Origin of the sequence: Blattabacterium cuenoti (assembly GCF_014252375.1) — a bacterium.
In the GTDB taxonomy this organism is placed as follows: Bacteria; Bacteroidota; Bacteroidia; order Flavobacteriales; family Blattabacteriaceae; genus Blattabacterium; species Blattabacterium cuenoti_AH.
Genome location: NZ_CP059221.1, coordinates 186,109 through 211,731, shown reverse-complemented (window position 1 = coordinate 211,731; position 25,623 = coordinate 186,109). Strand labels below are relative to the sequence as shown.

General features: G+C 20.6%; 26 protein-coding genes, 1 tRNA gene and 2 pseudogenes. 18 read left to right on the top strand and 11 right to left on the bottom strand.

Going from position 1 to position 25,623, the window contains the following annotated elements; all coding sequences use genetic code 11:
* Window positions 1–10: 10 nt before the first annotated feature.
* Genes ccoS through H0H34_RS01035 form a run of 3 tightly spaced genes read right to left on the bottom strand, consistent with a single transcriptional unit; the run spans window position 11 to window position 2,846 of the window.
* Complete coding sequence (ccoS, locus tag H0H34_RS01045; RefSeq protein WP_185873474.1) at window positions 11–184, bottom strand: cbb3-type cytochrome oxidase assembly protein CcoS; 174 nt, start codon at window positions 182–184, stop codon at window positions 11–13.
* Entirely contained in the window at window positions 175–2,409 is a 2,235-nt protein-coding gene (locus H0H34_RS01040; RefSeq protein WP_185873473.1) for a heavy metal translocating P-type ATPase, read from the bottom strand. The genes ccoS and H0H34_RS01040 overlap by 10 nt, the downstream gene beginning before the upstream one ends.
* Before the next feature lie 26 nt (window positions 2,410–2,435).
* On the bottom strand, window positions 2,436–2,846 hold the full coding sequence (locus tag H0H34_RS01035; protein ID WP_185873472.1) for a glycine cleavage system protein H: 411 nt from the start codon (window positions 2,844–2,846) through the stop codon (window positions 2,436–2,438).
* A 176-nt stretch (window positions 2,847–3,022) separates the two neighbouring features.
* Here H0H34_RS01035 and H0H34_RS01030 point away from each other — a divergent pair, with 176 nt between their 5' ends.
* The 7 genes and pseudogenes from H0H34_RS01030 to trpA all read left to right on the top strand — a co-directional run bounded on the left by H0H34_RS01030 (window position 3,023) and on the right by trpA (window position 9,340).
* Window positions 3,023–4,453 (top strand): anthranilate synthase component I family protein, encoded by a 1,431-nt coding sequence (locus tag H0H34_RS01030; RefSeq protein ID WP_185873471.1) that lies wholly within the window; start codon window positions 3,023–3,025, stop codon window positions 4,451–4,453.
* Window positions 4,450–5,025, top strand: a complete 576-nt coding sequence (locus H0H34_RS01025; RefSeq protein WP_185873470.1) for an anthranilate synthase component II — start codon at window positions 4,450–4,452, stop codon at window positions 5,023–5,025. Before H0H34_RS01030 ends, H0H34_RS01025 begins: the two co-directional genes overlap by 4 nt.
* A gap of 10 nt (window positions 5,026–5,035) precedes the next feature.
* A pseudogene (gene trpD, locus H0H34_RS01020) lies at window positions 5,036–6,034 on the top strand (anthranilate phosphoribosyltransferase).
* Window positions 6,034–6,828 carry an indole-3-glycerol phosphate synthase TrpC gene (locus H0H34_RS01015; RefSeq protein WP_185873469.1) on the top strand — a complete coding sequence of 265 codons (795 nt, stop codon included), beginning with the start codon at window positions 6,034–6,036 and terminating at the stop codon, window positions 6,826–6,828. Before trpD ends, H0H34_RS01015 begins: the two are co-directional and overlap by 1 nt.
* 5 nt (window positions 6,829–6,833) lie before the next feature.
* Window positions 6,834–7,430, top strand: coding sequence for a phosphoribosylanthranilate isomerase (gene trpF, locus H0H34_RS01010; RefSeq protein WP_185873468.1), 597 nt, complete (start codon window positions 6,834–6,836; stop codon window positions 7,428–7,430).
* A pseudogene (trpB, locus tag H0H34_RS01005) lies at window positions 7,427–8,576 on the top strand (tryptophan synthase subunit beta). Before trpF ends, trpB begins: the two are co-directional and overlap by 4 nt.
* Window positions 8,573–9,340 (top strand): tryptophan synthase subunit alpha, encoded by a 768-nt coding sequence (trpA, locus tag H0H34_RS01000; RefSeq protein WP_185873467.1) that lies wholly within the window; start codon window positions 8,573–8,575, stop codon window positions 9,338–9,340. Before trpB ends, trpA begins: the two are co-directional and overlap by 4 nt.
* Here trpA and H0H34_RS00995 read toward each other — a convergent pair.
* From H0H34_RS00995 to H0H34_RS00985, 3 genes are read right to left on the bottom strand one after another with little or no spacing between them, the layout of a single operon-like run.
* The gene (locus tag H0H34_RS00995; RefSeq protein ID WP_185873466.1) at window positions 9,335–9,997 is read right to left on the bottom strand and encodes a YggS family pyridoxal phosphate-dependent enzyme; all 663 of its coding nucleotides are present in this window, start codon (window positions 9,995–9,997) and stop codon (window positions 9,335–9,337) included. The genes trpA and H0H34_RS00995 overlap by 6 nt on opposite strands.
* 30 nt (window positions 9,998–10,027) lie before the next feature.
* The gene (gene tilS, locus H0H34_RS00990) at window positions 10,028–11,377 is read right to left on the bottom strand and encodes a tRNA lysidine(34) synthetase TilS (protein ID WP_185873465.1); all 1,350 of its coding nucleotides are present in this window, start codon (window positions 11,375–11,377) and stop codon (window positions 10,028–10,030) included.
* Between the two features lie 8 nt (window positions 11,378–11,385).
* The gene (locus tag H0H34_RS00985; protein ID WP_185873464.1) at window positions 11,386–11,895 is read right to left on the bottom strand and encodes a shikimate kinase; all 510 of its coding nucleotides are present in this window, start codon (window positions 11,893–11,895) and stop codon (window positions 11,386–11,388) included.
* Window positions 11,896–11,948: 53 nt separating this feature from the next.
* Here H0H34_RS00985 and H0H34_RS00980 point away from each other — a divergent pair.
* Window positions 11,949–12,021 (top strand) — tRNA-Lys (locus tag H0H34_RS00980).
* A 5-nt stretch (window positions 12,022–12,026) separates the two neighbouring features.
* Here the strand turns inward: H0H34_RS00980 and H0H34_RS00975 are convergent.
* Entirely contained in the window at window positions 12,027–12,794 is a 768-nt protein-coding gene (locus H0H34_RS00975) for an exodeoxyribonuclease III (RefSeq protein WP_185873557.1), read from the bottom strand.
* A gap of 158 nt (window positions 12,795–12,952) precedes the next feature.
* Between H0H34_RS00975 and hisG the strand changes: the two genes are divergently transcribed.
* Genes hisG through hisIE form a run of 8 tightly spaced genes read left to right on the top strand, consistent with a single transcriptional unit; the run spans window position 12,953 to window position 20,107 of the window.
* Entirely contained in the window at window positions 12,953–13,810 is an 858-nt protein-coding gene (gene hisG, locus H0H34_RS00970) for an ATP phosphoribosyltransferase (RefSeq protein ID WP_185873463.1), read from the top strand.
* 3 nt (window positions 13,811–13,813) lie between these two features.
* Window positions 13,814–15,106 (top strand): histidinol dehydrogenase, encoded by a 1,293-nt coding sequence (gene hisD / locus H0H34_RS00965; RefSeq protein ID WP_185873462.1) that lies wholly within the window; start codon window positions 13,814–13,816, stop codon window positions 15,104–15,106.
* Window positions 15,107–15,119: 13 nt separating this feature from the next.
* The gene (hisC, locus tag H0H34_RS00960; RefSeq protein WP_185873461.1) at window positions 15,120–16,196 is read left to right on the top strand and encodes a histidinol-phosphate transaminase; all 1,077 of its coding nucleotides are present in this window, start codon (window positions 15,120–15,122) and stop codon (window positions 16,194–16,196) included.
* A gap of 4 nt (window positions 16,197–16,200) precedes the next feature.
* Entirely contained in the window at window positions 16,201–17,367 is a 1,167-nt protein-coding gene (gene hisB, locus H0H34_RS00955; RefSeq protein ID WP_185873460.1) for a bifunctional histidinol-phosphatase/imidazoleglycerol-phosphate dehydratase HisB, read from the top strand.
* A 9-nt stretch (window positions 17,368–17,376) separates the two neighbouring features.
* Window positions 17,377–17,961: an imidazole glycerol phosphate synthase subunit HisH gene (hisH, locus tag H0H34_RS00950; RefSeq protein WP_185873459.1), complete on the top strand. Its 585-nt coding sequence runs from the start codon at window positions 17,377–17,379 to the stop codon at window positions 17,959–17,961.
* A gap of 19 nt (window positions 17,962–17,980) precedes the next feature.
* Complete coding sequence (locus tag H0H34_RS00945) at window positions 17,981–18,718, top strand: 1-(5-phosphoribosyl)-5-[(5-phosphoribosylamino)methylideneamino]imidazole-4-carboxamide isomerase (protein ID WP_185873458.1); 738 nt, start codon at window positions 17,981–17,983, stop codon at window positions 18,716–18,718.
* Window positions 18,708–19,466 carry an imidazole glycerol phosphate synthase subunit HisF gene (hisF, locus tag H0H34_RS00940; RefSeq protein WP_185873457.1) on the top strand — a complete coding sequence of 253 codons (759 nt, stop codon included), beginning with the start codon at window positions 18,708–18,710 and terminating at the stop codon, window positions 19,464–19,466. Before H0H34_RS00945 ends, hisF begins: the two co-directional genes overlap by 11 nt.
* Before the next feature lie 17 nt (window positions 19,467–19,483).
* Window positions 19,484–20,107 (top strand): bifunctional phosphoribosyl-AMP cyclohydrolase/phosphoribosyl-ATP diphosphatase HisIE, encoded by a 624-nt coding sequence (gene hisIE / locus H0H34_RS00935; protein ID WP_185873456.1) that lies wholly within the window; start codon window positions 19,484–19,486, stop codon window positions 20,105–20,107.
* Here hisIE and H0H34_RS00930 read toward each other — a convergent pair.
* From H0H34_RS00930 to rsmA, 3 genes are read right to left on the bottom strand one after another with little or no spacing between them, the layout of a single operon-like run.
* Window positions 20,104–20,709, bottom strand: coding sequence for a 7-carboxy-7-deazaguanine synthase QueE (locus H0H34_RS00930; RefSeq protein ID WP_185873455.1), 606 nt, complete (start codon window positions 20,707–20,709; stop codon window positions 20,104–20,106). The genes hisIE and H0H34_RS00930 overlap by 4 nt on opposite strands.
* A 3-nt stretch (window positions 20,710–20,712) precedes the next feature.
* Complete coding sequence (locus tag H0H34_RS00925) at window positions 20,713–21,576, bottom strand: bifunctional 5,10-methylenetetrahydrofolate dehydrogenase/5,10-methenyltetrahydrofolate cyclohydrolase (protein ID WP_185873454.1); 864 nt, start codon at window positions 21,574–21,576, stop codon at window positions 20,713–20,715.
* A gap of 1 nt (window position 21,577) precedes the next feature.
* Window positions 21,578–22,360, bottom strand: coding sequence for a 16S rRNA (adenine(1518)-N(6)/adenine(1519)-N(6))-dimethyltransferase RsmA (rsmA, locus tag H0H34_RS00920; RefSeq protein WP_394798900.1), 783 nt, complete (start codon window positions 22,358–22,360; stop codon window positions 21,578–21,580).
* A 64-nt stretch (window positions 22,361–22,424) separates the two neighbouring features.
* Here rsmA and serS point away from each other — a divergent pair, with 64 nt between their 5' ends.
* Together serS and metF are read left to right on the top strand one after the other, a co-directional pair.
* Window positions 22,425–23,705, top strand: a complete 1,281-nt coding sequence (gene serS, locus H0H34_RS00915) for a serine--tRNA ligase (protein ID WP_185873453.1) — start codon at window positions 22,425–22,427, stop codon at window positions 23,703–23,705.
* Entirely contained in the window at window positions 23,702–24,637 is a 936-nt protein-coding gene (gene metF / locus H0H34_RS00910; protein WP_185873452.1) for a methylenetetrahydrofolate reductase [NAD(P)H], read from the top strand. The genes serS and metF overlap by 4 nt, the downstream gene beginning before the upstream one ends.
* Here the strand turns inward: metF and H0H34_RS00905 are convergent.
* The gene (locus tag H0H34_RS00905) at window positions 24,634–25,617 is read right to left on the bottom strand and encodes a pyruvate dehydrogenase complex E1 component subunit beta (protein WP_185873451.1); all 984 of its coding nucleotides are present in this window, start codon (window positions 25,615–25,617) and stop codon (window positions 24,634–24,636) included. The two genes, metF and H0H34_RS00905, sit on opposite strands and share 4 nt — an antisense overlap.
* Window positions 25,618–25,623 lie beyond the last annotated feature (6 nt).

The following is a 25,623-nucleotide window of genomic DNA, read 5'->3' as shown; positions in this document are numbered from 1 at the left end:
AAAGTATTAATTAACTTTTTTTATCTTTTTTAAGATAATTATCATATTTTTTATCCATTAAAATTCTAATCTTTGGAGATTCTAAATCATCAAATTGTCCATAGTAAATACTAAATAAAAGAAATATTAAAAATATAACACATATAGAAATGCTTGATAATATCATAATAATTATTATATCCATAAAATTTTTTTTGAAATAATACATGTGGATATTATAGAGAAAATAATTACTGAAAAAGAACTTATAGGCATTAATATAGAAGCAATTAGTGGATTCAGTTTACAAGTTATAGCAAAAAATATACCTAAAATGTTATAAAGTAAACTAATAATAAAATTTATTATCACTAATAAATAAGAAATTCTAGATATTTTTAAAAAATATGATATTTTATTTAAACAATCAGACTTAATAAAAGCATCACAGCTAGGGAAAAAACTAGTTGGATTATCTGATACGGAAATTCCTACTTCACTTTTTTTTAATGCTGCACTATCATTAACACCATCTCCAAACATTATAACTTTTATTCCATTTTTTTGTAATTTTTTTATATAATTTAATTTATCTTCTGGACTTTGATTAAATAAAATTTTACTTGATTTTGGAAGTATTGATTTAATATATTTTTTTTCTATATTGTTATTATCTCCTGATAATACTATTATATTGTAATCTTTTTTTAAATCATTAAATAATTTTTGTATTCCTTTACGATAAAAATTTTTAAAATAAAAATAACCCAATAATTTATTATTTATAGAAATAGCAACTAATGTTTTATCTTTTATTTTATTTGAATTACATAAACTTACATATTTCATAGATCCTGCTTTTATTGTAAAATTATTTATTTTACATTCTAATCCTTTTCCTGGTATTTCTTTAAAATCGTTTATTTTATAAAAATTTTTTATAGATAATTTAGACAAAATTTTTTGACTAAATGGATGAGAAGAATTTCTTAATAAAGAAGCTATCATTCTTTTTTCATTATAACTAATTTTCTTACCAATAAAATTAATTATTTCTTTATTAGGATCAGTCAAAGTTCCAGTTTTATCGAAAATTAATGTTTTTATAGATGATATTTTTTCTACTGTTAATGTATCTTTTATATATAATCCTTTTTTAGAAAAAAATTTTATAATATTTCCAAATATTAATGGTGATGATAGTACTAATGCACAAGGACAAGTTATAATCAAAATAGAAAATATAGTTTTAAATACATTATATATATTATTTTTTATATACCAATAAATTCCACTTGATAAAGAAATTATAATTATAGAAGGTGTAAAATATTTACTTACATTTGTAGTAATAGAATTTATATAATAATTATTATTCTTTTTTATTCCTTTTTTCCACAAAATACTTAAATAACTATTATCCATTTTTTTTACTACTTTCAAATAAATAGCTTCACCTTTTTGTCTAGATCCAGCATATATTTTATCACCTATTTTTTTTATAATTAAATTAGATTCACCTGTTATAAAACTATTATCTAATATAGATTTTCCTTTAATTAAAATAGAATCTACTGGAATAATTTCTTCATTTTTAACTACAAAAATATCTCCTATTTCTAAACTTGATACAAAAATTTTTTTTTCTACTCCATTTTTTACTTTTGTTATCAAAATAGGATAAAAAGATTTATAATTTTTGTTAAAAGAAAAAATTTTATTATGAGTATGTACTTGAAAAAGTTTGCTTATTAAAATAAATAATGAAAAACTAGATAAACTATCAAAATATCCTGATCCTAAATCGAATAATATTTCGTATAAACTCCAAAAAAAAATAACTAATATTCCCATAGAGATTGGTACGTCTATATTTATTAATTTTTTTTTGACACCTATTATAGCATATTTTATGTGATCAAATATAGTAAATAAAAATACCGGTATAGATAAAATCATCATCATAAAACGAAAAAAATAACGATGATTTACGTACCATGGATCACTCATAGATCCTACATATTCCGGTATTGCCAACAACATAATATTTCCAAAACAAAATACAAATATTGCAATTTTTTGTATTTTATTTCTGTTTTTTTTATTATTTGTTTCTGAATTACTTAAATCATATTTTTCAAATGATTCTAGATCAGTAGATGGAGAGTAACCTATATTTTCAAGAATTTTAGCTAAATCACTTATTTTTAAATTATTATTATAGAATGTTATCCAAATTTTTTTGTTTAAAAAATCAACATTAGAACTTAATATGTTACTATATTTATTAGGTAAATCTTCTAAAATAAATACACATGAACTACAATGTATTGAAGGAATAAAGAAATGAACTCTAGTTATATTTTTATGTACAAAATCTATTATTTTTTCTGATATTTTTTCATTATTAAGAAAATCGTAATTTTTCATATTAACGTATTAACGTAAATATTTTTTTATAAAATTTTTGAAAAATTTTCGTATTCTTTAAATGTCATTAATTTATTATAATCTTCAATACACAAAATTTTTATTTTTATTATCCATGTTTTATAGGCATTTTTATTTATAAATTCTGGATTTGAAATAGATTCCTTATTTATTTCTAAAACTTTTCCTAAAACAGGCATAAATAAATCTGAAATAGTTTTTACTGCTTCTATAGTCCCAAATATTTCTCCTTTTTTTATTGTTTTTTCTATTATAGAATTTTCTATATCAAGATATATTATGTCTCCCAATTCTTTTTGTGCAAAAAAACTTATTCCTACATTAGCATAATAATCATTTTTTCCATTTTTTTTTGTAGGTTCTATCATTTCTACCCATTCATGATTTTTACTATATTTTATATTATCAGGATACATAATTTTAAAAAATTTTTTATAATTTAAGTAATTTTTTATATACATTACGTATTATGTAATTCTAATATTACAAAATAATAAAATATAAAAAATTCGTATATTTGTTAGAAAAAAAAATTTAAAAAAATATAAAAAAGGCTTGTCAAAATGACGGCCATTTTTTTTAAAAAAAATACATGTTAAAATTTTGTTTTAAAGTAATTCTAAAAAAAATGATGAATGATCTCACCACACCGATAGAATTATATTTAAAATTAAGAGATATATTTCCTAATACTTTATTGTTAGAATTTTCAAATCAATATTATTTAAATAGTAAAAAATTATCTATTATTTGTATTAATTCTATTTCAGAATTAATTTTAGAAAAAAATGTATTAAAAATATTATATCCAAATAATATACATAAACATATATTTATTGACGAAAAATTTAATGTAAGAAATATAATTGAAGATTATTTTAAAATATTTAAATTTGATAAATCAACATGTGATAATTTTATATATAATTATACCGGATTATACGGATATATCTCTTATGATAGCATTCAACATTTTGAAAAAATAAAATTTAATGTTCCAATTAAAGAAAATTATAACGTTCCAAAAATACGAATAGGATTTTATAAAAATTTAATTGTTTTTAATTACTTTGAAAATAAGTTAAATTTAATTGAATATCAATCTGATATAGATAAAAATACTAATATAAGTAAATTAATAAAATTAATAAAAAAAAAAAATTTTTCATCTTTTTCATTTAATACAGTTGGAAGCTGTACATCAAATGTTACAGATAATGAATATAAAAGAATGGTATCTGATGGAATAAAATTTTGTTTACGTGGAGATGTATTTCAAATAGTATTATCTCGTCAATATATACAAAATTTTAAAGGAGATGAATTTAATATATATCGTGCATTAAGATTTATTAATCCTTCTCCATATTTATTTTATTTTGATTATGGATATTATAAAATTTTTGGTTCTTCACCAGAATCACAACTAATTGTTAATAATAATATTGCTTACGTAAATCCTATAGCAGGAACAGTAAAAATAACAAATAATAATACTAATAAAAATAATACTAATAAATTATATAATTCTTTAATTAAAGATCCTAAAGAAAATTCAGAACATGTTATGTTAGTTGATTTAGCTAGGAATGATTTAAGTAAAAATTCATCTGATATAAAAGTAGAAATATTTAAGAAAATTAGGAAATTTTCTCATGTATTACATATGGTCTCTAGAGTATCTGGGCGTATAAATAAAAATTCATCAATAATTAAAATATTTGAAGATACATTTCCTTCTGGAACTTTATCTGGAGCACCAAAATATAAAGCAATGGAATTGATTGATAAAATTGAAAATCAAAATAGAGGTATATATGGTGGAGCTATAGGATTTTTTGGAATAAATAGTATTATTAATACAGCTATTATAATAAGATCTTTTTTAAGTAAAGGTAATTCTATTTTTTTTCAAGCAGGAGCTGGAATAGTATATAATTCAAAAGAAAATAAAGAATTAGAAGAAGTAAACAATAAACTTATGGCATTGTTTAAATCAATAGATTTAGCTAAAAAAATATGAACAAAATATTAATTTTGGATAATTATGATTCTTTTACTTATAATCTTGTTTACGCAATAAAAAAATCTACAAAAAATTTAGTAAAAGTATTCAGAAATAATGAAATAACACTTTCAGATATAGAAAAATATAATAAAATTATTTTATCACCAGGACCTGGCGTGCCTAATGAAGCAAATATTTTAAAACCTTTAATTAAAACTTTTTCACCAACTAAAAGTATATTTGGAGTATGTCTTGGATTACAAGCAATAGGGGAAGTTTTTGGTGCAACTCTTATAAATACAAAAAACGTATATCATGGAGTATCTAGTTTTATAAAAATTATAGATAAAAAAGAAATAATTTTTAATAAATTACCAAATAAAATAAAAGTTGGACGATACCATTCTTGGATTATATCTAAAGATAATTTTCCAAAAGAACTTAAGATAACAGCAGTTGGAAATAAAGGAGAAATTATGGCAATTCGTCATAATATTTATGATGTATCTGGTGTACAATTTCATCCAGAATCTATTTTAACCCCACATGGAGAAAAAATAATACATAATTGGTTAAATATAAAATAAAAATGTTTGAATGAATAAAATTTTAAAAGATCTTTTTCTAGAAAAATATTTAACAAAAAACGAAGCAAAACAATTAATATTTGAAATTTCAGATGGAAATATAAATACTACTCAAACTATAGCTATTGCATCAATATATAATATAAGAAATCCAAATGTAGAAGAAATTATAGGTTTTTACGAAGCTATGAACGAGTTATCAATAAAAATAGATCTTAAAGATTTTAATAATGTTGCAATTAATATTGTTGGAACAGGAGGTGATGAAAAAAATACATTTAATATTTCTACAATATCTTGTTTTATTATAGCAGGTACTGGAGAGAAAGTAATAAAACATGGTAATTTTAATTCATCTTCAACTATTGGATCATCAAATATTATGAAAAAATTGGGGTATAGTTTTACTATTAAATAAAAAAAGATAAAAGATCAATTAAAAAATGTTGGAATTTGTTATTTGCATTCACCAATATTTTATCCTTTTTTAAAAAAAATTTATATATATAGAAAACAATTAGGAATTAAAACTATATTTAATACTATTGGTCCATTATTAAATCCAGGAAATCCAAAAAATTTATTATTGGGAGTAAATAGTTTAGAATTGGCTAGATTATATCATTATATATATCAAAATACAAAAAATAATTATGCTATTATTCATAGTTTAGATGGTTATGATGAAATATCATTAACTAGTGATGTTAAATGTTATACAAATAATGGTGAAAAATATTCTTATAAAGAAGAATTAAATAAAAAACAAATAAAAATAAATATAGAAGAATTAAAAGGAGGAAAAAATATAAAAGATAATATAAAAATTTTTATGAATATACTATCAGGTAATGGAACACCTACTCAAAACGAAGTTGTTTTGATTAATTCTACGTTCGCCTTAAATTTGTTGAATAACAATGATTTTGAAACTAATTATGATAAAGCATCATATTCTCTAAAAAGTGGAAATGCTAAGATTGTTCTTGAAAAACTATTGAATTTATAATGAATATACTTGAAAAAATTTTAGCAAAAAAAAAAATAGAAATTGAAATAAACAAAAATATAAATTCTATAAAGAAATTAGAAAACAATGTACTTTTTAATAGAAATATTATATCATTAAAAAAAAGTATAAAAAAAAATCTTTTTGGTGTTATTGCTGAATTTAAATTAAAATCTCCTTCAAAAGGAATTATTAATTCTACTTCTATAGTAGAAAATGTAGTAAAAAAATATTTCCTTGCAAAGGTTAGCGGTATATCTATTTTAACAGATTATCATTTTTCTGGATGTATTAATCATATTAAAAAATCACGTCCTTTAGTATCTATTCCTTTATTAAGAAAAGACTTTATTATTGATGAGTATCAAGTTATTGAATCTAAATCAATAGGTGCAGATGTTATTTTACTTATAGCAAGTATTTTATCTAAAAAAAAAATAAAAATTTTATCTAAAATAGCAAGATCAATAGGACTGGAAGTTATAATAGAATTACATAATGAAAGTGAATTAGAAAAAATTACAGATAATATAGATTTTATTGGAATTAATAATAGAGACTTGAAATCATTTAATGTTAATAAAAAAAATTCTTTTGTTTTGTACAAAAAAATACCATGTAACTATATAAAATTAGCAGAAAGTGGAATAAATAATATAGAAGACATAATTAATTTAAAAAAATTAGGATTCGATGGATTTTTAATAGGAGAGTATTTCATGAAAGAAAAAGATCCAGGTAAAAAATGTATTAATTTAATGAAATTATTAAATAACGAAAATTATAAAATTTAATTTAATTGAAAATAAAAATATGTGGAATTAAATATGATATTAAAGAAATATCAAAATTGAATCCAGATTTCATTGGTTTTATATTTTACCCTAAATCTCCTAGATTTGTTGGATATAATTTTTATATACCTGACGATATATATACTTATAAAGTAGGAGTATTTGTTGATGAAAAAAAAGAAAATATCATAAATATATACAATAAAAAAAAATTAGATTTTGTTCAGTTACATGGAAAAGAAAATATCTATTTATGTGAAAGTTTATTTAAAAAAAAAATAAAAATTATAAAAAGCTTTAAAATAAATAATAATTTTTCTATGAAAATTTTATTAAACTATATTCCATTTTGTTCTTATTTTATTTTTGATAATAATGGAGGAAGCGGAAAAAAATTTGACTGGGAAAAACTTTATGAATATGATTTTGATAAAAAATTTTTTTTAAGCGGAGGTATTGGTTTAAAAGATATTAATAAAATCAAAAAATTTTTTCATCCAAAAATGTACGGTTTAGATATAAATAGTAAATTTGAAATTTATCCAGGTAAAAAAAATAAAAATAAAATAAAGACTTTTATAAAAAAAATAAAAAGTAAATGAATTTTTTTGTAGATAAAAATGGATTTTATGGGGAATTTGGAGGAGCTTTTATACCAGAAATGTTATATAAAAATATAAAAGAACTTCAAGATAATTATAAAAAATTTATTAAAAGTAATGAATTTAGAAAATCATATAACAAAATATTAAAAGATTATGTAGGAAGACCATCTCCTTTAATGAAAATATAAAGCTAAAATTTTTTTTAAAAGAGAAGATCTAAATCATACAGGATCGCATAAAATAAATAATACAGTTGGCCAAAGCTTATTTGCAATTAAATTAGGAAAAAAAAAAATAATAGCTTAAACTGGTGCAGGACAACATGGTATAGCTGTAGCAACTACTTGTTCAATGATGGATTTAAAATGTGTTATATTTATGGGGAAAAAAGATATTAATAGACAATCATATAACGTAATAAAAATGAAAGCATTAGGAGCAAAAATCATTCCTGTTCTTAGTGGAGAAAAAACATTAAAAGATGCAGTAAATGAATCAATACGTTATTGGATTAATAATAATAATAGTTATTATTTGATTGGATCAACTGTAGGTCCACATCCATATCCGCAAATGGTTGCAGATTTACAATCTATAATAAGCAAGGAAATAATAATTCAATTAAAAGAAAAAGGATATATAAATCCAGATTATATAATTGCTTGTATAGGTGGAGGTAGTAATGCAGCTGGATCTTTTTATCATTTTTTAAATAAAAAAAATGTAAAACTTATAGCAGTAGAGGCATCAGGATTAGGTTTAAATACTATGAGTACCGCTGCATCTATTCATTGTGGAAGCAAAGGAATACTACATGGTAGTATGACTTTATTATTACAAGATGAATATGGACAAATTCTTCCTGCATATTCAATATCTCCTGGTTTAGATTATCCAGGTATAGGTCCTATGCATGCTAATTTATTTAAAAAAAAACGTGTGAAATTTTTGTATTCTAATGATAAAGAATCAATAAAAGCAGGATGTGAATTAATTAAATTAGAAGGGATTATTCCTGCATTAGAAAGTGCACATGCATTGTCTGCTTTAAAAAAAATATCTTTTAATAAAAATGACTTAGTTATATTAATTTTGTCTGGAAGGGGCGATAAAGATATTAGTATATATAATAAGTTTTTATGAGAAATAAATTATATAATCTTTTTAAGAAAAAAGATAAAAATATATTATGTATTTATTTTACAGCTGGATATCCAAAAATTAATAGTACTTCAATAATTCTAAAAATTTTACAAAATATTCCTGTAGATTTAATAGAAATAGGTATTCCATATTCTGATCCATTATCTGATGGAATGATTATTCAAAATAGTAATAGAATTGCATTAAAAAATGGAATGAATATTTCTTTGTTATTTTCACAAATAAAAAAAATACTAAATATAGTAAATAAACCAATAGTTTTAATGGGATATTTTAATCAATTTTATAAATTTGGAGAAATTAAATTTTTAAAAAATTGTAGTAAAATGAATATATCTGGATTAATATTTCCAGACATTCCTATAGATTTTTTCAAAAAAAATTACAAAATAATATTTGATAAGTATTCTATTCCTATGATATTTTTAATAACTCCACAAACTAGTATCTCTAGGATTATTAAAATAAGTAAAATAACAAAAGGATTTATTTATTTAGTATCTTCTAATTCTGTAACAGGAGAAATTCATTCTTTTGGAAAGAAACAAATTTCTTTCTTTAAGAAAATTAATAATTTAAATATAAAAAAACCTAAACTAATTGGTTTCGGAATAAAAAATAAAAAAAGTTATAATATATCATGTAAATATGCTAATGGAGGTATTATTGGAAGTCACTTCATTAAATTTTTGGAAAAAAAAAAAGATTTAAAAAAAAAAAATTTTATTAAAGAATTTTTATAAAATTTTATTTTTTTTTCCAAAAATTGAGGATCCCAATCGTATCATATTAGTATTATATTTAATAGCTGAGGAAAAATCTCTACTCATTCCCATAGAAAGAATATTAAAATTATATTTAATTTTATATTTATTATATAAATTATTTAGACATGAAAATTCATTTTCTACAATTTTCATTTCTTTAAATGATGCTATTCCCATTAACCCCAATATTTTTATATTATTCATTTTTTTACTAAAATCTAATAAAAAATCAATTTTTTCATGTTTTTCATAAAAAATTCCAGATTTATTAAGTTCATTTGAAATACGTATTTGTAAAAGACATTTTACAATTTTATTATATTTTAATCCTATTTTATTAATTATTTTTATATGTTTCAATTTTTGAACACTATGAATTAAATGTATAAAAGGTATTATATATTTTAATTTATTACTCTGTATATTTCCTATCATATGCCAACGTATGTCTTTTGGAAGATTATGGTATTTTTTGACAATATCTTGAATATAATTTTCTCCAAAATCTTTTTGTCCTATTTTATATAATTTTTTTATAGAATATGTATTCTGTTTTTTAGAAACTATCAATAATTTTATATTTTTTGGTATTAAATTTTTTATATTAAAAAAATTTTTTTCTATTTTTACCATAAGTTAACTTTTTGATATTATAAAATTTATTTATGTATTAATAATAAGTATATTTTTAGTTTTATTTGTAACTTTAAATCTATTATCTATGCAATTTTTTATTATTAAAATAATATTATTATTATTATTTACTAATAACCATGTATTTTCCTTTTTAATAAAAGAAAATTTATTGTCCTTATAGTATTTACTTAAAGTTTTTTTTTTATTTTTATCATAAAAAAAATAATCATTTTTATTCCATTTTCTTAAAAATAATGGAAATTTAATTTTATCAAAATCGATAAAAAAAATATTTTTTTCCTTTTTTTCATATTCATATTTTTTATAAAATTTTTTTACAAAAAATTTTATTTTAATAGGCAAGTAAATATTATTTAAAAATTTTAAATTTGGTATATTGAAAATATTTTTTTTAAGTAAAAACTCTTTTTCTATAAGAATTAAATAATTTTTATCTTTTATAAGACAATATTTTTTGGAATATAATTTTTTTCCAGATTCTGAATTTAAAATACGTACTAAACTATCTATATCATAAAATCCATAAGGATTAAATAATCTAAATAAATAAAAATTTAAAGGATTAAATTTTTTTATTATTTTATTATTTATTTTCCAAATAAAAGGATTAATTTTTTTATATATTGTAATCTCATCACAAATTTTATTAAAATTATTTTCTATAGAAATATTTTCATCATTAAGAAAATTAATAGTATTTTTCATCCCTTTATAAAAACTATCTGAAAAAGAATTTAAAATTGGATTTAAATTTAATCGTATTCTATTTCTAATATATTTAGTATCGTAATTACTATAATCTAATCTCCATTCAATTTTATTTTTATTAGCATAGTATAATATATCTTCTTTTTTTAAATTGAAAAGAGGACGTATAATTTTATTATTACATTTAGGAATACCTAACAATCCTTTTATTCCAGTTCCTCTAATAAGATTAATGAAAAAAGTTTCAATAGAATCATCAAAATGATGGCCTAAAGCAATACATTCATATTTATTATTATTTAATAATTCATTAAACCAATTATATCTTAGTTTTCTAGCTAACATTTGAATAGAAAATTTCTTTTCTTTTAAAAGATTAAATTTTTTAATATTACATATTATACCATTTTTTTTACAAAAATTATATACAAATAATTCATCTTTATTAGATTCATTTCTTCTTAAATTAAAATTGCAATGAATTACTTCTAATTCATTAAAAATATTTAGCAATAAATGAAGAAGTACCATGCTATCCAATCCACCACTAACAGCAACTCCAATATTATTATATTTTTTATTTGAATATGAAAAAAATTTTTTTATTTCTAATAATAAATTTTTCTTACAATAAGAATAATATTTCATTATTTTTTTTATATATATTTATAAATTTCTTTAATTATTTCGTTTTTAGATTTATTATTTATTACTATTTTTTTATGAGATTTTTCATAAAAAAAAGTTCTTTTAAACAAATGATTCATAATGAATTTAAATAAATCATTTTTTTTAAAATTATATATCATAGGTCTATTTTCATTTAATAATAATCTTTTAAATAAAAAAAAACTATCCATTTTTAGATAAAAAGTTTTTGAAAATTTATTCATTAAATAAATATTATTGTAAAAACATGGGGTGCCTCCACCAACAGATAAAACATATGGTTTGTATTTATTAAAAAAAAATTTTTTTAATACTATATTTTCTATATTTCTAAAATGTAATTCTCCATATTTTTTGAATATATTCTCAATAGAATTATTTTGATTTTTTTGAATTAAATCGTCTAAATCATAAAATTTATAATCTAATTTTTTAGATAAAATTTTTCCAATAGTAGTTTTTCCAGACCCCATGTATCCCATTAATGTAATTTTCATAAAAAACATAAAATTTATAGTATATTTGTTTAAAAGTTAAAAATATTAAATATGACCTGGTAGCTCAGCTGGTAGAGCATTACACTTTTAATGTAAGGGTCCTGGGTTCGAATCCCAGTCAGGTCATTATTTTATAATTTTATTTCTAATACAACAGGACAATGATCTGAATAACATACCTCTGGCATTAAATAAGAATTAATCATTTTATCTTTAAGATTATCACTAATCATTACATAATCAATTCTCCATCCTCTGTTATTAATTTTTGAAAAGTTACGGTAACTCCACCAACTATAATTATTTCCTGTTTTTACAAAATTTCTAAAACTATCTATAAATCCTAAATTTATAAAATTACTCATCCATTCTCTTTCTTCTAACAAGAATCCTGAAACATTTTTATTATTAATAGGATCATAAATATCTATTTCATTATGACATATATTATAATCTCCACATATAATTAAATTAGAAATTTTTTTTTTTACTTTTTTTATATGTAAAAAAAATTTTTTTAGAAAAAAAAATTTGAATTTTAATCTGTTTTTTATATCATTTCCAGATGGAACATAAACGCTAATTACTGATATTTTATTATTTAAATCAATACGAATAACTCTACCTTCTTTATCTATCTCTTCTATTCCTATTCCATATTCTATATTATATGGTTTTTCTTTTGAAAGTATTCCTACTCCACTATATCCTTTTTTTTTAGAAGAAAACCAATAATGATAATATCCCATTTTTTTAAAATTAAAAACATTTATTTGTTCAAAATTTGCTCTAATTTCTTGTAAACAAATAATATCAGGATTATTTTTTAAAATCCAATAATTAAGCCCTTTTAATATACCAGATCTAATTCCATTAATATTATAACTAACAATTTTAATTTTTTTCATTTTATACAATAAGATCATTAAATAAATTGTAAATAAAATATTCAAAATTGTATTTATATTTGCCTAAATACATAATTTTGTAAAAAAAATATCTAAAATAAAATAAAAAGCTTACAAAAGTAAGCTTTTGTTCTTTCTTCTCCTAAGATATGGATAAACTTAAAATAGCTATTCAAAAATCAGGACGTCTTTATGAAGACTCAATTAAGTTATTAAAAGACTGTAGTATCGAAATCAATATTGGTATAGATAAATTAAAAACAACGGCATTAAATTTTCCTTTAGAAATTCTTTTTTTAAGAGACGATGATATTCCTCAATATTTAGAAGATGGAGTCGCTGATATAGGAATTGTAGGAAAAAATGTATTATTAGAAAAAAGAAAAAAAATAAACGTTAAAGAATCTTTAGGATTTGGAAAATGTAGATTATCCATAGCAGTTCCAAAATCTTTGGTTTATAAAAATATAAATGATTTAAATGGAAAAAAAATTGCAACAAGTTATCCATTTCTAGTAAAAAAATTTTTTAAAAAAAAATGTATTAAATCTGATATACATGAAATATCTGGTGCTGTAGAAATAGCTCCTGGAATAGGTTTAGCTGATTGTATTTGTGATTTAGTAAGTAGTGGATCTACTTTATTTATGAATGGATTAAAAGAAGTAGAAACAATTTTAAAGTCAGAAGCTATGCTTGCATCTAATATTAATTTAACATATTATAAAAAAATTATAATGAATAAATTATTATTTAGAATTAGATCTGTAAAAAAAGCTAAAAATAATAAATATATATTACTTAATGTGCCTAATAAACAATTAAAAAGTATAATATCATGTCTTCCAGGTATTAAAAGTCCTGTTATACTTCCCTTATCAAATTCAAAATGTAGCTCTGTTCACTCTGTTATTAATGAAAATGATTTTTGGAAAATTATAGAAAATTTAAAATCACTTGGAGCAAAAGATATTTTAGTTCTTCCAATAGAAAAAATTATACTATAAATAATGATTGAAACATATTTTCAACCTAAATTCAATAATGCATTAAAGTTTATTTTGAACAATAGACATTCAGAAAAAAATTCAAAATTAACAACCTTAGTTACATCTATAATAAAAAATGTAAAAATATATGGAGATTATGCTTTAAAAAATTATACTAAAAAATATGATAAAGTAGATATTAACGTATTTAGAGTTTCTTATAAAGAAATAAATGAATCTGATAAAAAAATATCTAAAGAATTAAAAGATTCTATTAAAAAATCATATGAAAATATATTTTATTTTCATAAACACCAAATAAATAATTATTTAAAAAAAATAACACCTGTAGAAGGAGTTTATTGTTGGACAAAAAATGTACCTATAGAAAAAATTGGGTTATATATACCTGGAGGTACATCACCACTTATATCTACTGTATTAATGCTAGGAATCCCTGCTAAACTAGCTGGATGTAAAAATATAATTTTATGTACACCACCTGATAAAACTGGAAATATACATAATTCTATTTTATATGCAGCAAAATATATAGGAATAGATAAAATATATAAATTAGGAGGTGCGCAAGCAATTGCTGCTATGGCATATGGAACAAATAGTGTTCCGTCAGTATATAAAATATTCGGACCAGGAAATTCTTATGTTAATAAAGCAAAAAAAATTGTTTCTCAAAAACAATATTTATCTATAGATGTTCCTGCAGGACCTTCTGAGGTAGTTATTATTGCAGACAATACAGCAAATCCATATTATATAGCTTCTGATATACTATCTCAATTAGAACATGATATAGAAAGCTATGCTATCGTAATTACCACTAACAAAGATTCATGGATTAATAAAATTATTAAATTTTTAAAACAACAAATAAATTTAGAAAATAGAAAAGATATTATAAAAAAATCCATAAAAAATAGTAAAATAATAACTTTTTCTTCTTTAAAAGAATGTATAGATTTATCAAATGAAATTGCTCCAGAACATTTAATTATAAACTGTAATAATTGTTATGAATTGAGTAAAAAGATTTTCAATGCCGGATCTGTATTTTTAGGTAATTATTCTCCAGTAAGTGCAGGAGATTATGCGACAGGGACAAATCATGTTCTTCCTACTAGTGGGGCTTCTAAAGCTTATAGTGGAATATCTGTTGATAGTTTTATAAAAAAAATAACTTTTCAAAAACTATCTAAAAAAGGTCTAAAAAATTTATCAAATTGTATAAACGTTTTATCTTCAGAAGAAGGATTATTAGCACATAAAAAATCTATAGATATACGATTAAATTAAAAAAATTAATATAATGAATAAATCGTCGAACTTTGATTTATATTCTTTAGTAAGAAAAAATATTTTAAATATAAAACCGTATTCATCTGCTAGATATGAGTATAATAAAATAAATAATAATTCTATACTTTTAGATGCAAATGAAAATTCATTTGGATCTCCTTTATATTTTAAAAATCCATACAACAGATACCCTGATCCATTACAAGAAGAATTAAAAAAGAAAATATCAGAAATAAAAAAAATTTCTGAATACAATATTTTTTTAGGAAATGGTAGTGATGAAATAATAGATATATTATACAGAATTTTTTCTCGTCCTGAAATAGATAATTCTATTATATTTATTCCTACATATGGTATGTATGAAGTAATAGGAAATATTCATGGAGTAGATGTTATAAAAATTCCTCTTATAAAAAAAAATTATCAATTAAACATACGTAAACTTAAATTAGTTGTTAATAAAAATAGTAAAATTATATTTATATGTTCACCTAACAATCCAACAGGAAACCACATAAAAAAAGAATATATTGAGTATATACTAAATACATTTTGTGGAATTGTTGTATTAGACGAAGCATATATAGATTTTTCTTCAGAAGAATCTTTTTCAAAAAAAATTAACAAATATCCAAATTTAATAATATTGCAAACTTTATCTAAATCTTGGGGACTGGCTGGGATAAGAATAGGTATAGGAATTGCATCAAAAGAAATTATTGAATTTATGAATAAAATTAAATATCCTTATAATATAAATTTTTTATCACAAAGAATAGCAATTAAAGCTCTAAGAAATAAAAATATGTTTTTATATAATTTAAAATGTGTTCTTAGAGAAAGAACACGTATGATTAAATCTTTAAAAAAAATTTCTATTATAAAAAAAGTATATCCTAGTTCTACTAATTTTATACTAGTAGAAATAAATAATTCTTCAAAAAATTTGTATCGTTATTTAATTAAAAATAATATTATAGTTAGAGATAGATCAAAAATAATATTGTGTAATAATTGCATAAGAATTACTATAGGTACTAATAAAGAAAATAAATATTTAATAAATAAAATTAAAGAATATTAAAATAATGCAAAAAATATTATTCATTGATAGGGATGGAACTATTATAGAAGAAAATAATAAAAATTATCAAATTGACTCAATTGAAAAAGTTAAATTTTATCCTAGAGTAATATCGTATTTATCAAAAATATTAAATGAATTAGATTATGAATTTATTATGGTTTCTAATCAAGATGGATTAGGAACTAATAAATTTCCAGAAAATAAATTTTGGCCAATACATAATAATATATTAAGTGTTCTAGAATCAGAAGGGATTTTTTTTAAATATATACACATAGATAAAAGTTTTAAAAATGAAAAATCTAATAATAGAAAACCTAATATAGGAATGTTATATGAATATTTAAATAATAAATTATCTTATAATATTAAGGATTCTTTTGTAATAGGAGATAGACTCACAGATGTTTTACTTGCAAATAATTTAGGATGTAAATCTATATGGATAAAAAAGAATAATGATCATTATGAAAATTTTACGGAAGAAGAAAAAGTTTATTATTCTAATTTAGATAAAGAAATTTTAAATAAAACAATTAAATTAAAAACTGATAATTGGAAAGAAATATATAAATATTTAAAATATAAAAGAAAAAAAAGATTAGTATATAAACGTATTACATTAGAAACTAATGTAGAAATATCTCTTTGTATTTATGGAAATGGAAAATATAATATAAATACGGGAATAGGATTCTTTGATCATTTATTAGAACAAATATCTGTTCATAGTCTTATGGATATTAATATTAAAATCATTGGTGACAATAACATTGATGAACATCATATTGTAGAAGATTGTGGAATAACTTTTGGTAAAATTTTTAATAAACTTTTATATAAAAAAGGAATAGAACGTTATGGCTTTTACATTCTTCCTATGGATGATTGTTTATCTAAAGTAGTGATAGATTTAGGTGGAAGAGAACAATTATCATGGAAAGCTAAATTTTATAGAGAAAAAATAGGAAATGTATCTACAGAAATGTTTTATCATTTTTTTAAATCTTTTTCTTCTTCTGCAAAATGCAATATACATATTGATTCTACTGGAATTAACGAACATCATAAAATAGAATCTATTTTTAAATGTTTTTCTAGAGCAATTAAAATGGCTATTAAAAAAAACTATACTAATAAAATATTTAGTTCAAAAGGATTATTATAAAAATTAATTATGAAAACAATTATTATAAAATATCCATCAGGTAACATACAATCAGTTATTTTTTCTCTAGAAAGAATTGGTGTAAAGGCTATAGTAACTAATTCTATAGAATCCATTCAAAATGCAGAAAAAATTATTTTACCAGGAGTTGGAGAAGCTAATTTTGCTATGAAATCTTTAAAAGAAAAAAAAATAGATATTATTTTACCAAAATTAAAACAACCTGTTTTAGGAATATGTTTAGGAATGCAATTATTATGTAAATATTCAGAAGAAAGTAATACTAAATGTATTGGTATTTTTGATTCAACAGTAAAAAAATTTAAATCTAATAATGAAAAAATACCTCAAATTGGCTGGAATACAATTTTTAACTTGAAAAGTTCTTTATTTAATAATATACCTAATAAAAGTTATCAATACTTTATACATGGATATTATGTTCCACTTGGATTAGAAACTATAGCAGAAACTAAATATATAATTAATTATAGTTCAGCAATACATAAGAATAATTTTTATGCTGTTCAATTTCATCCTGAAAAATCATCTTTTGTAGGACATAAAATATTAGAAAATTTTATCAACTTATGATAAAAAAATATTATTATATATGAATTATAAAAATATTATTATTGCTATAGATTTAATTAATAATAAATGTGTTCGTTTGACTAAAGGAAATTTTTTAAAAAAAAAAATTTACAGTTATGATCCGTTAGAAATTTCTTTAATATTAGAAGATAACGGAATATCTAGACTGCATTTAGTAGATTTAGATGGAGCAAGAATAGGAAAAGTTATTCATTGGAATATTCTAGAAAAAATTGCAAAAAATACAAATTTGATTATAGATTTTGGGGGTGGAATACATAAAAATGAAGATATAAAAAAAGTATTTGATTATGGTGCATCTATTGCAACGGTAGGCAGTATTGCTGTTAAAAATCCTTTTTTATTAAAAAAATGGATTAAAATTTATAAAGAAAAAATATTATTAGGAATTGATGTTTTTAATAATAAAATAGCTATTAAAGGTTGGACTAAAATATCTAATATTTTAATTTTTGATTTTATTAAAAAAATATATTCTTATAATGTAAGAAATATTTTTTGTACAGATATTAATAGAGATGGAACTCTGTCTGGTCCTCCATTTAATTTATATAAAAAAATTATAAAAATGTATCCTAAATTAAATATAATTGCTAGTGGTGGAATAAGTAATATAAAAGATATTAAAAATTTAGTAAAAATAGGATGTAATGGAATAATTATTGGAAAAGCATTTTATGAGAAAAAAATTGTATTTAAAGATATAAAAAAATTATTTAATAATTATGTTAACTAAAAGAATAATACCATGTTTAGATATTAAAAATGGAAGAACAGTAAAAGGAGTAAATTTTAAAGATTTAAAAGATGCTGGAGATCCTATAGAATTGGTACGTTGGTATACAAAACAAGGAGCTGATGAATTAATTTTTTTAGACATAACTGCTACAAATGAAAAAAAAAAAATATTACTAAATTTAGTAAAAAAAATGTCATATAATATAAATATACCATTTACTGTTGGTGGAGGAATTAAAGAAGAAAAAGATGTAGAATTATTATTAGAAAATGGAGCAGATAAAATATCAATAAACACTGCAGCATTTAAAAATCCAAACTTACTTTATAGACTTTCTAAAAGATTTGGAAGTCAATGTATAGTTCTTGCAGTTGATACAAAATACGATAAAAATAAATGGAAAGTATATTTAAATGGAGGTAAAATACCTACAACTGTGAATACTATTGATTGGGTTTATGAAGGATATAATAGAGGAGCTGGAGAGCTATTGTTAACATCGATGAATCATGATGGAACCAAAAATGGATTTGCAATTGATATTACAAAAAATGTTTCTGAAAAAATTAATATACCAGTAATTGCCTCAGGTGGAGCAGGGACTTTAAATGATTTTTATAAAATTTTTAAAAACGGTAAAGCAGACGCAGCTCTAGCTGCTAGTATATTTCATTATAATGAAATAAGAATACCAGATTTAAAGATATATTTGAGTAATAAAAATATTCCTATTAGAATAATATAAAAAAATTATCATTTATTATGTATAATAATAAAAAATTTAAACCTATTTCATATAAAATTAATTTTAAAAACAAAATAATACCAACTATTATTCAAGATTGTGATACAAATGTAGTTTTAATGTTAGGATTTATGAATGAAGAATCGTATAAAAAAAGTATTTTTGATAAAAAAGTAACATTTTACAGCAGATCTAAAAATAAATTATGGACTAAAGGAGAAACTAGTAATAATTATTTATTTATTAAAGATATACTTATAGATTGTGATGGAGATACGTTATTAATAAAAGTAAAACCTAATGGACCTGTTTGTCATAAAAAAACTGATACTTGTTGGAAAGAAATTAATAAAAAAAATTTTTTATTCTTATTAGAAGAAATAATTTCAAATAGATTTTTTGAAAAAAATGAAAAAAATGATTCATATATAAACAAATTGTATAAAAAAGGTATTAATAGAATTATACAAAAATTAGGAGAAGAGTCAATAGAATTAATAATTGAATCAAAAAATAATAATGATAATAATTTTTTAAATGAAGCTGCAGACTTATTATTTCATTACCTTATACTACTAAAAAAAAGAAATTTTAATATACAAAACGTAATAAATGTTTTAGAAAAAAGACATTTAATTTAATTAATATTTAATATTTTATGAAATTGTAATGAAATTCTCCATTTTGGATTATTTTTTATATAAAAAATAATTTTTGGAATGATTTTATTTTTATTATTCCATTCTGGTTGAAGGAATAATACGCATTTTTTTTTAATATATGATGCTTGCTCTTCTGCAAAAGAAAAATCTGTTTCATTTTCAATAACTACCTTTAATTCGTTAATTTTTTTATAATTTTCTTTTAAAGGTTTATTATTTTTTTTAGGCGAAATAGATATCCAATCTATGTATAAATTATTTATAGGATAAAATCCAGATGTTTCTACATGAATACGATATCCTTTTTTTTTTAAAATTTTTGTTAAAGGATATAAATTCCACATCATAGGTTCTCCTCCTGTTAATATTATTATTTTAGAATTAATGTTTATATTTGATACTATTTTTTTTAATGAAATAAAGTCATTACTTTTTATTTTCCAACTTTTTTTAGTATCACACCAGTTACATCTTATATTACAACCTTTAAAACGAATAAAATATGAAGGTGTTCCAAAAAAATATCCTTCTCCTTGAATAGAATAAAAGCATTCTTGTACTGGAAACTTAATATTATTCATTTTCTATCTATTATTTAATGCAGCTTTTAATGTATTTTTTAATAACATGACTATAGTCATAGGGCCTATTCCTCCTGGAACTGGAGTAATATAAGAAGCTTTTTTGTATACACTTTTAAAATCTACATCTCCAATTATTTTATTAGAAATATTGTGAATTCCTACATCTATAACTATAGCTCCTTTTTTTATCATTTTTCCAGTAATAAATTTTGGTATTCCAACAGCAACTATTATTATATCAGCTTTTTTTGTATAAAATTCTATATCAATAGTTTTACTATGTATTAGAGTAACTGTACTATTTCCTATACAATTATCTCTACTCATTAAAATACTTATAGGTCTACCTACTATTAGGCTTCTTCCAATAACTACAGTATATTTTCCTTTTATTTTTATATTATTTCTTTTTAATAAAGTAATAATTCCTAATGCAGTAGCAGGATAAAAACAATCCATTCCTAAAATCATTTTTCCAATATTTTCAGGATGAAATCCATCTACATCTTTTTTTGGATTAATAGTTAAAATAATTTTATTTTTATTAATGTGTTTTTCAATAGGTAATTGAATAATAAATCCATCTATAATTGGATTTTCGTTCATAAAATGAATTTTTTCTAATAAAACATTTTCTTCAATATTTCTTGGAAGTTTAATTAATGTTGATTTAATACCTACATTTTTACACTCTTTTATTTTATTATTTACGTATAAAATACTAGACTTATTGTTTCCAATTAAAATAATTCCTAAATTAGGAACTCGTTTTTTTTTATTTAATATCTCATTTTTTATTTTTTCAAAAATTTCACTTTTTATTTTAATAGATAATTTTCGTCCATTTAATAATTTATTTAACATTTTAAATTTTTATTTCTTTTATTAATTTAATAAATTCATTTACAGACAATTCTTCTGCTCTATTATTTAAAAATGATATTTTGTGTAAATTTTTAATATTCATTAATTGTAAAGAATTTTTTAATTTTTTTCTTCTTTGATTAAATGCAATTTTTACACATTTGAATAATAATTTCTTTTCCAAATGGGAAATTTTTTGTTTCTTTCTTTTTAAAGAAATTACTGAAGAATCTACTTTAGATATAGGTGAAAAACTATTTTTTTTTACTGTAAAAATATATTCTATATCATAGAATGATTGTATTAATACTGATAGTATTCCATATTTTTTACCTTTTTTAGAAATAATTCGTTCTACAAATTCTTTTTGAAACATACCAATACACTCTGGTATATAATTATGATATTTTAATATATGAAAAAGTATTTTTGAAGAGATAGAATAAGGAAAGTTTCCAATAATAGCAAAATTATATAATGGTATTTCTTTTGGATTCCATTTTAAAAAATTTTTATTTATAATATTTTCATCAGGAATAAAAAAAATTTTTTTAATAAATATTGATAATTTTTTATCAATTTCAATTATAAAAAAATTTTTTAATATATTTTTTTTTTTTAATTTTAATAAATATTTAGTCAAAATTCCTAATCCTGGACCTACTTCAACAATAACTTCATAATTTTTTATGGAAAGATTTTGTACAATTTTTTTAGCTATATTTTTGTTTTTTAAAAAATATTGATCAAACTTAACGTTTTTTAAATATGATTTATACATCATACAAATATAAAAAATATTTAATCTGAAATTTTTTGTATTGTATTTTAATTGAAAATAATAAAATATGTTAGATATTTATTTTTTGCGTAAAAATAAAGAAAAAGTATTATTAGGATTAAAAAAAAGAAAATTCAAAAAATTATATTTAATAGATGAAATATTAATGTTATATGATGAAAAAAAGAAAATGAAAATTTCTTTGAATAAAATATTAGAAAATGAAAATATTTTATCTAAAAAAATATCTAATATTATAAAAAACAATAGAGATTTATCTGAAATAGAATATTTAAAAAAAAATTCTATTATTTTAAAAAAAAAGAAAAAAAATATTAGAAACAAGTTAAAGAAAATTTTTATTTCTATAAATAAAAAATTGATTTATATACCAAACATTCCAAATGATAATGTAAAAGATAATTATGAAGAAAATAATATAATTTTTAAAAATGAAAAAATTATTTCTAATATAAAAAATCCTTTACCTCATTGGGAATTATCTAAAAAATTTAATTTATTTGATTTAAGTTTAGGATCAAAAATATGTAAATCTGGATTTGCAGTTTATATAGATAAATGTGCTAAATTGCATAGAAGTTTGATACAATATTTTTTAGACGAAAATATAAATAATTCATATAAAGAATATAGTTTACCATATTTGATTAATAATATATCTGGATATTCTACTGGACAAATTCCAGATAAAAACAATCAAATGTATTTTATAGAAAAAGATAATTTTTATCTTATTCCAACTGGAGAGATTCCTCTTATGAATTGTTATAGAAATAAAATATTCAAAGATACAGATCTTCCTATTAAATCTACTACTTATACTTCATGTTTCAGAAGAGAAGCTGGTTCATACGGATCTAAAGTAAGAGGATTAAATAGATTACATCAATTTGAAAAAGTTGAAATTATTCAAATTAATATTCCTGAAAATTCAACTAATTCATTATATGATATGATTACACATATAAAAAAAATATTAAAATCATTAGAATTACCTTTTCGTATTATTAAATTAACAGCAAAAAATTTAAGTTATTCTTCATCAATTACTTATGATTTTGAAGTTTATTCTATTGCTCAAAAAAAATGGTTAGAAGTTAGCTCAGTTTCAAACTGTAACGATTTTCAATCAAGAAGACTAAATATTAAATATAAAAAAAGAATTACAGGAGAAGTTGGGTATTGTCATACACTAAACGGAAGTTCGTTAGCATTACCTAGAATATTGGTTACTATTTTAGAAAATAATCAAACAAATAATAAAATTACTATACCAAAAGTATTAATTCCTTATACAGGATTTTGTCATATAAAAAATGATTTATGAAAATTACAGACCATATTTTATGTAAAAAAAAAAATAGTTTATTTTCTTTTGAGATTTTACCGCCTTTAATAGGAAAAAATATTAAAAATACTTTTTTTAATTTAGATAGACTTATGGAATTTAAACCATCCTTTATTAATGTCACCTATCATAATAAAGAATTTATTTTTTTAAAACAAAAAAATGGATTGTTAAAATTAAAAAAAATATCAAAACGTCCAGGAACTATAAGTATATGTGCCACTATTATTGATAAATATCAATTAGATGTAGTTCCACATATAATATGTAAAAATTTAAATAAAAAAATTGTAGAAAATATTTTAATAGACTTAAATTTTTTAGGAATTAATAATATATTATTACTTAGAGGAGATAATTTGAAATATGGAGAAAAATTTTTTCCAAAAAAAAATAAATACAAATATGCATATGATTTAGTTAAACTAGTTAATAATTTAAATATTAAAAAAAATTATCCTATATCTGATTTTTGTATTGGTGTAGCTGGATATCCTGAAAAACATATAGAATCTCCTAATATTGAAAGTGACTTATTTTTTTTAAAAAAAAAAGTAGAATCAGGAGCTAATTATATCATAACTCAAATGTTTTTTGATAATAAAAAATATTTTTCTTTTGTAAAAAAATGTAGGATTGAGGGAATACATATACCTATAATTCCAGGAATAAAACCAATTTCTTCTAAAAAACAACTTAATAGTTTACCTTCTAAATTTTATTTAAGTATACCTAATGAATTAGTTAAAGAAATAAAAAAAACTAAAAACAAAAAAAATATATATGATATAGGAATAGAATGGGCTATACATCAATCTAAAGAATTAAAAAATTATGGAACTAAAATTATCCATTACTATACAATGGATAAACCCGAAAATATATATAAAATATTAAAATATGTTTTTTAAATGTAAAGGGTTTCTTTTATAGATTTAATTACTTTTTTTTCGTCCGGAAACCATTCAGACATTAAATTTGAAGCATAAGGTGCAGGCGTATCTAATAAAGTAACTCTATTAATTGGAGCATCTAAATAATCAAATGCATTTTTTTGAACAAAAAATGATATTTCAGACGAAATAGATGAAAATGGCCATGATTCTTCTAATATTACTAGACGATTAGTTTTTTTTACGGAAATAATTATAGAATTATAATCTAATGGTCTTATAGTTTGAAGATCTATTACTTCTACACTAATATTGTCTTCATTTAATTTTTTTGCTGCATTAATAGCTATTTTCATCATTTTTCCAAATGATACCAAGCTTACATCATTTCCCTTTTTTTTTATACTTGCTTTACCAATTGGTAGCAAATATTCTTCTTCTGGAAGAACCATTTTATCTCCATACATTTGTTCTGATTCCATAAAAATTACTGGATTATTATCTCTAATAGATGATTTTAATAATCCTTTTGCATCATAAGGATTACATGGAATAACTACTTTTAATCCTGGACAACTAGCAAACCAACTTTCGAAAGATTGAGAATGTGTTGCACCTAATTGACCAGCAGATCCAGTTGGACCTCTAAATACTATTGGTATATTCCATTGTCCACCACTCATATAAAATATTTTAGCAGCATTATTAATTATTTGATCCATAGCTATTAAAGAAAAATTAAATGTCATAAATTCTATAATAGGTCTACATCCATTCATAGCAGAACCAATACCTATCCCGGAAAATCCTAATTCTGATATTGGTGTATCAATAATTCTTTTTGATCCAAATTCTTTCAACATACCTTTTGAAGCTTTATAAGCTCCATTATACTGAGCAACTTCTTCTCCCATAAGATATATTGATTTATCTCTTCTCATTTCTTCACTCATTGCTTCTGAAATTGCCTCTCTAAAAGTTATTTCCCTTTTTTTCATAACAAA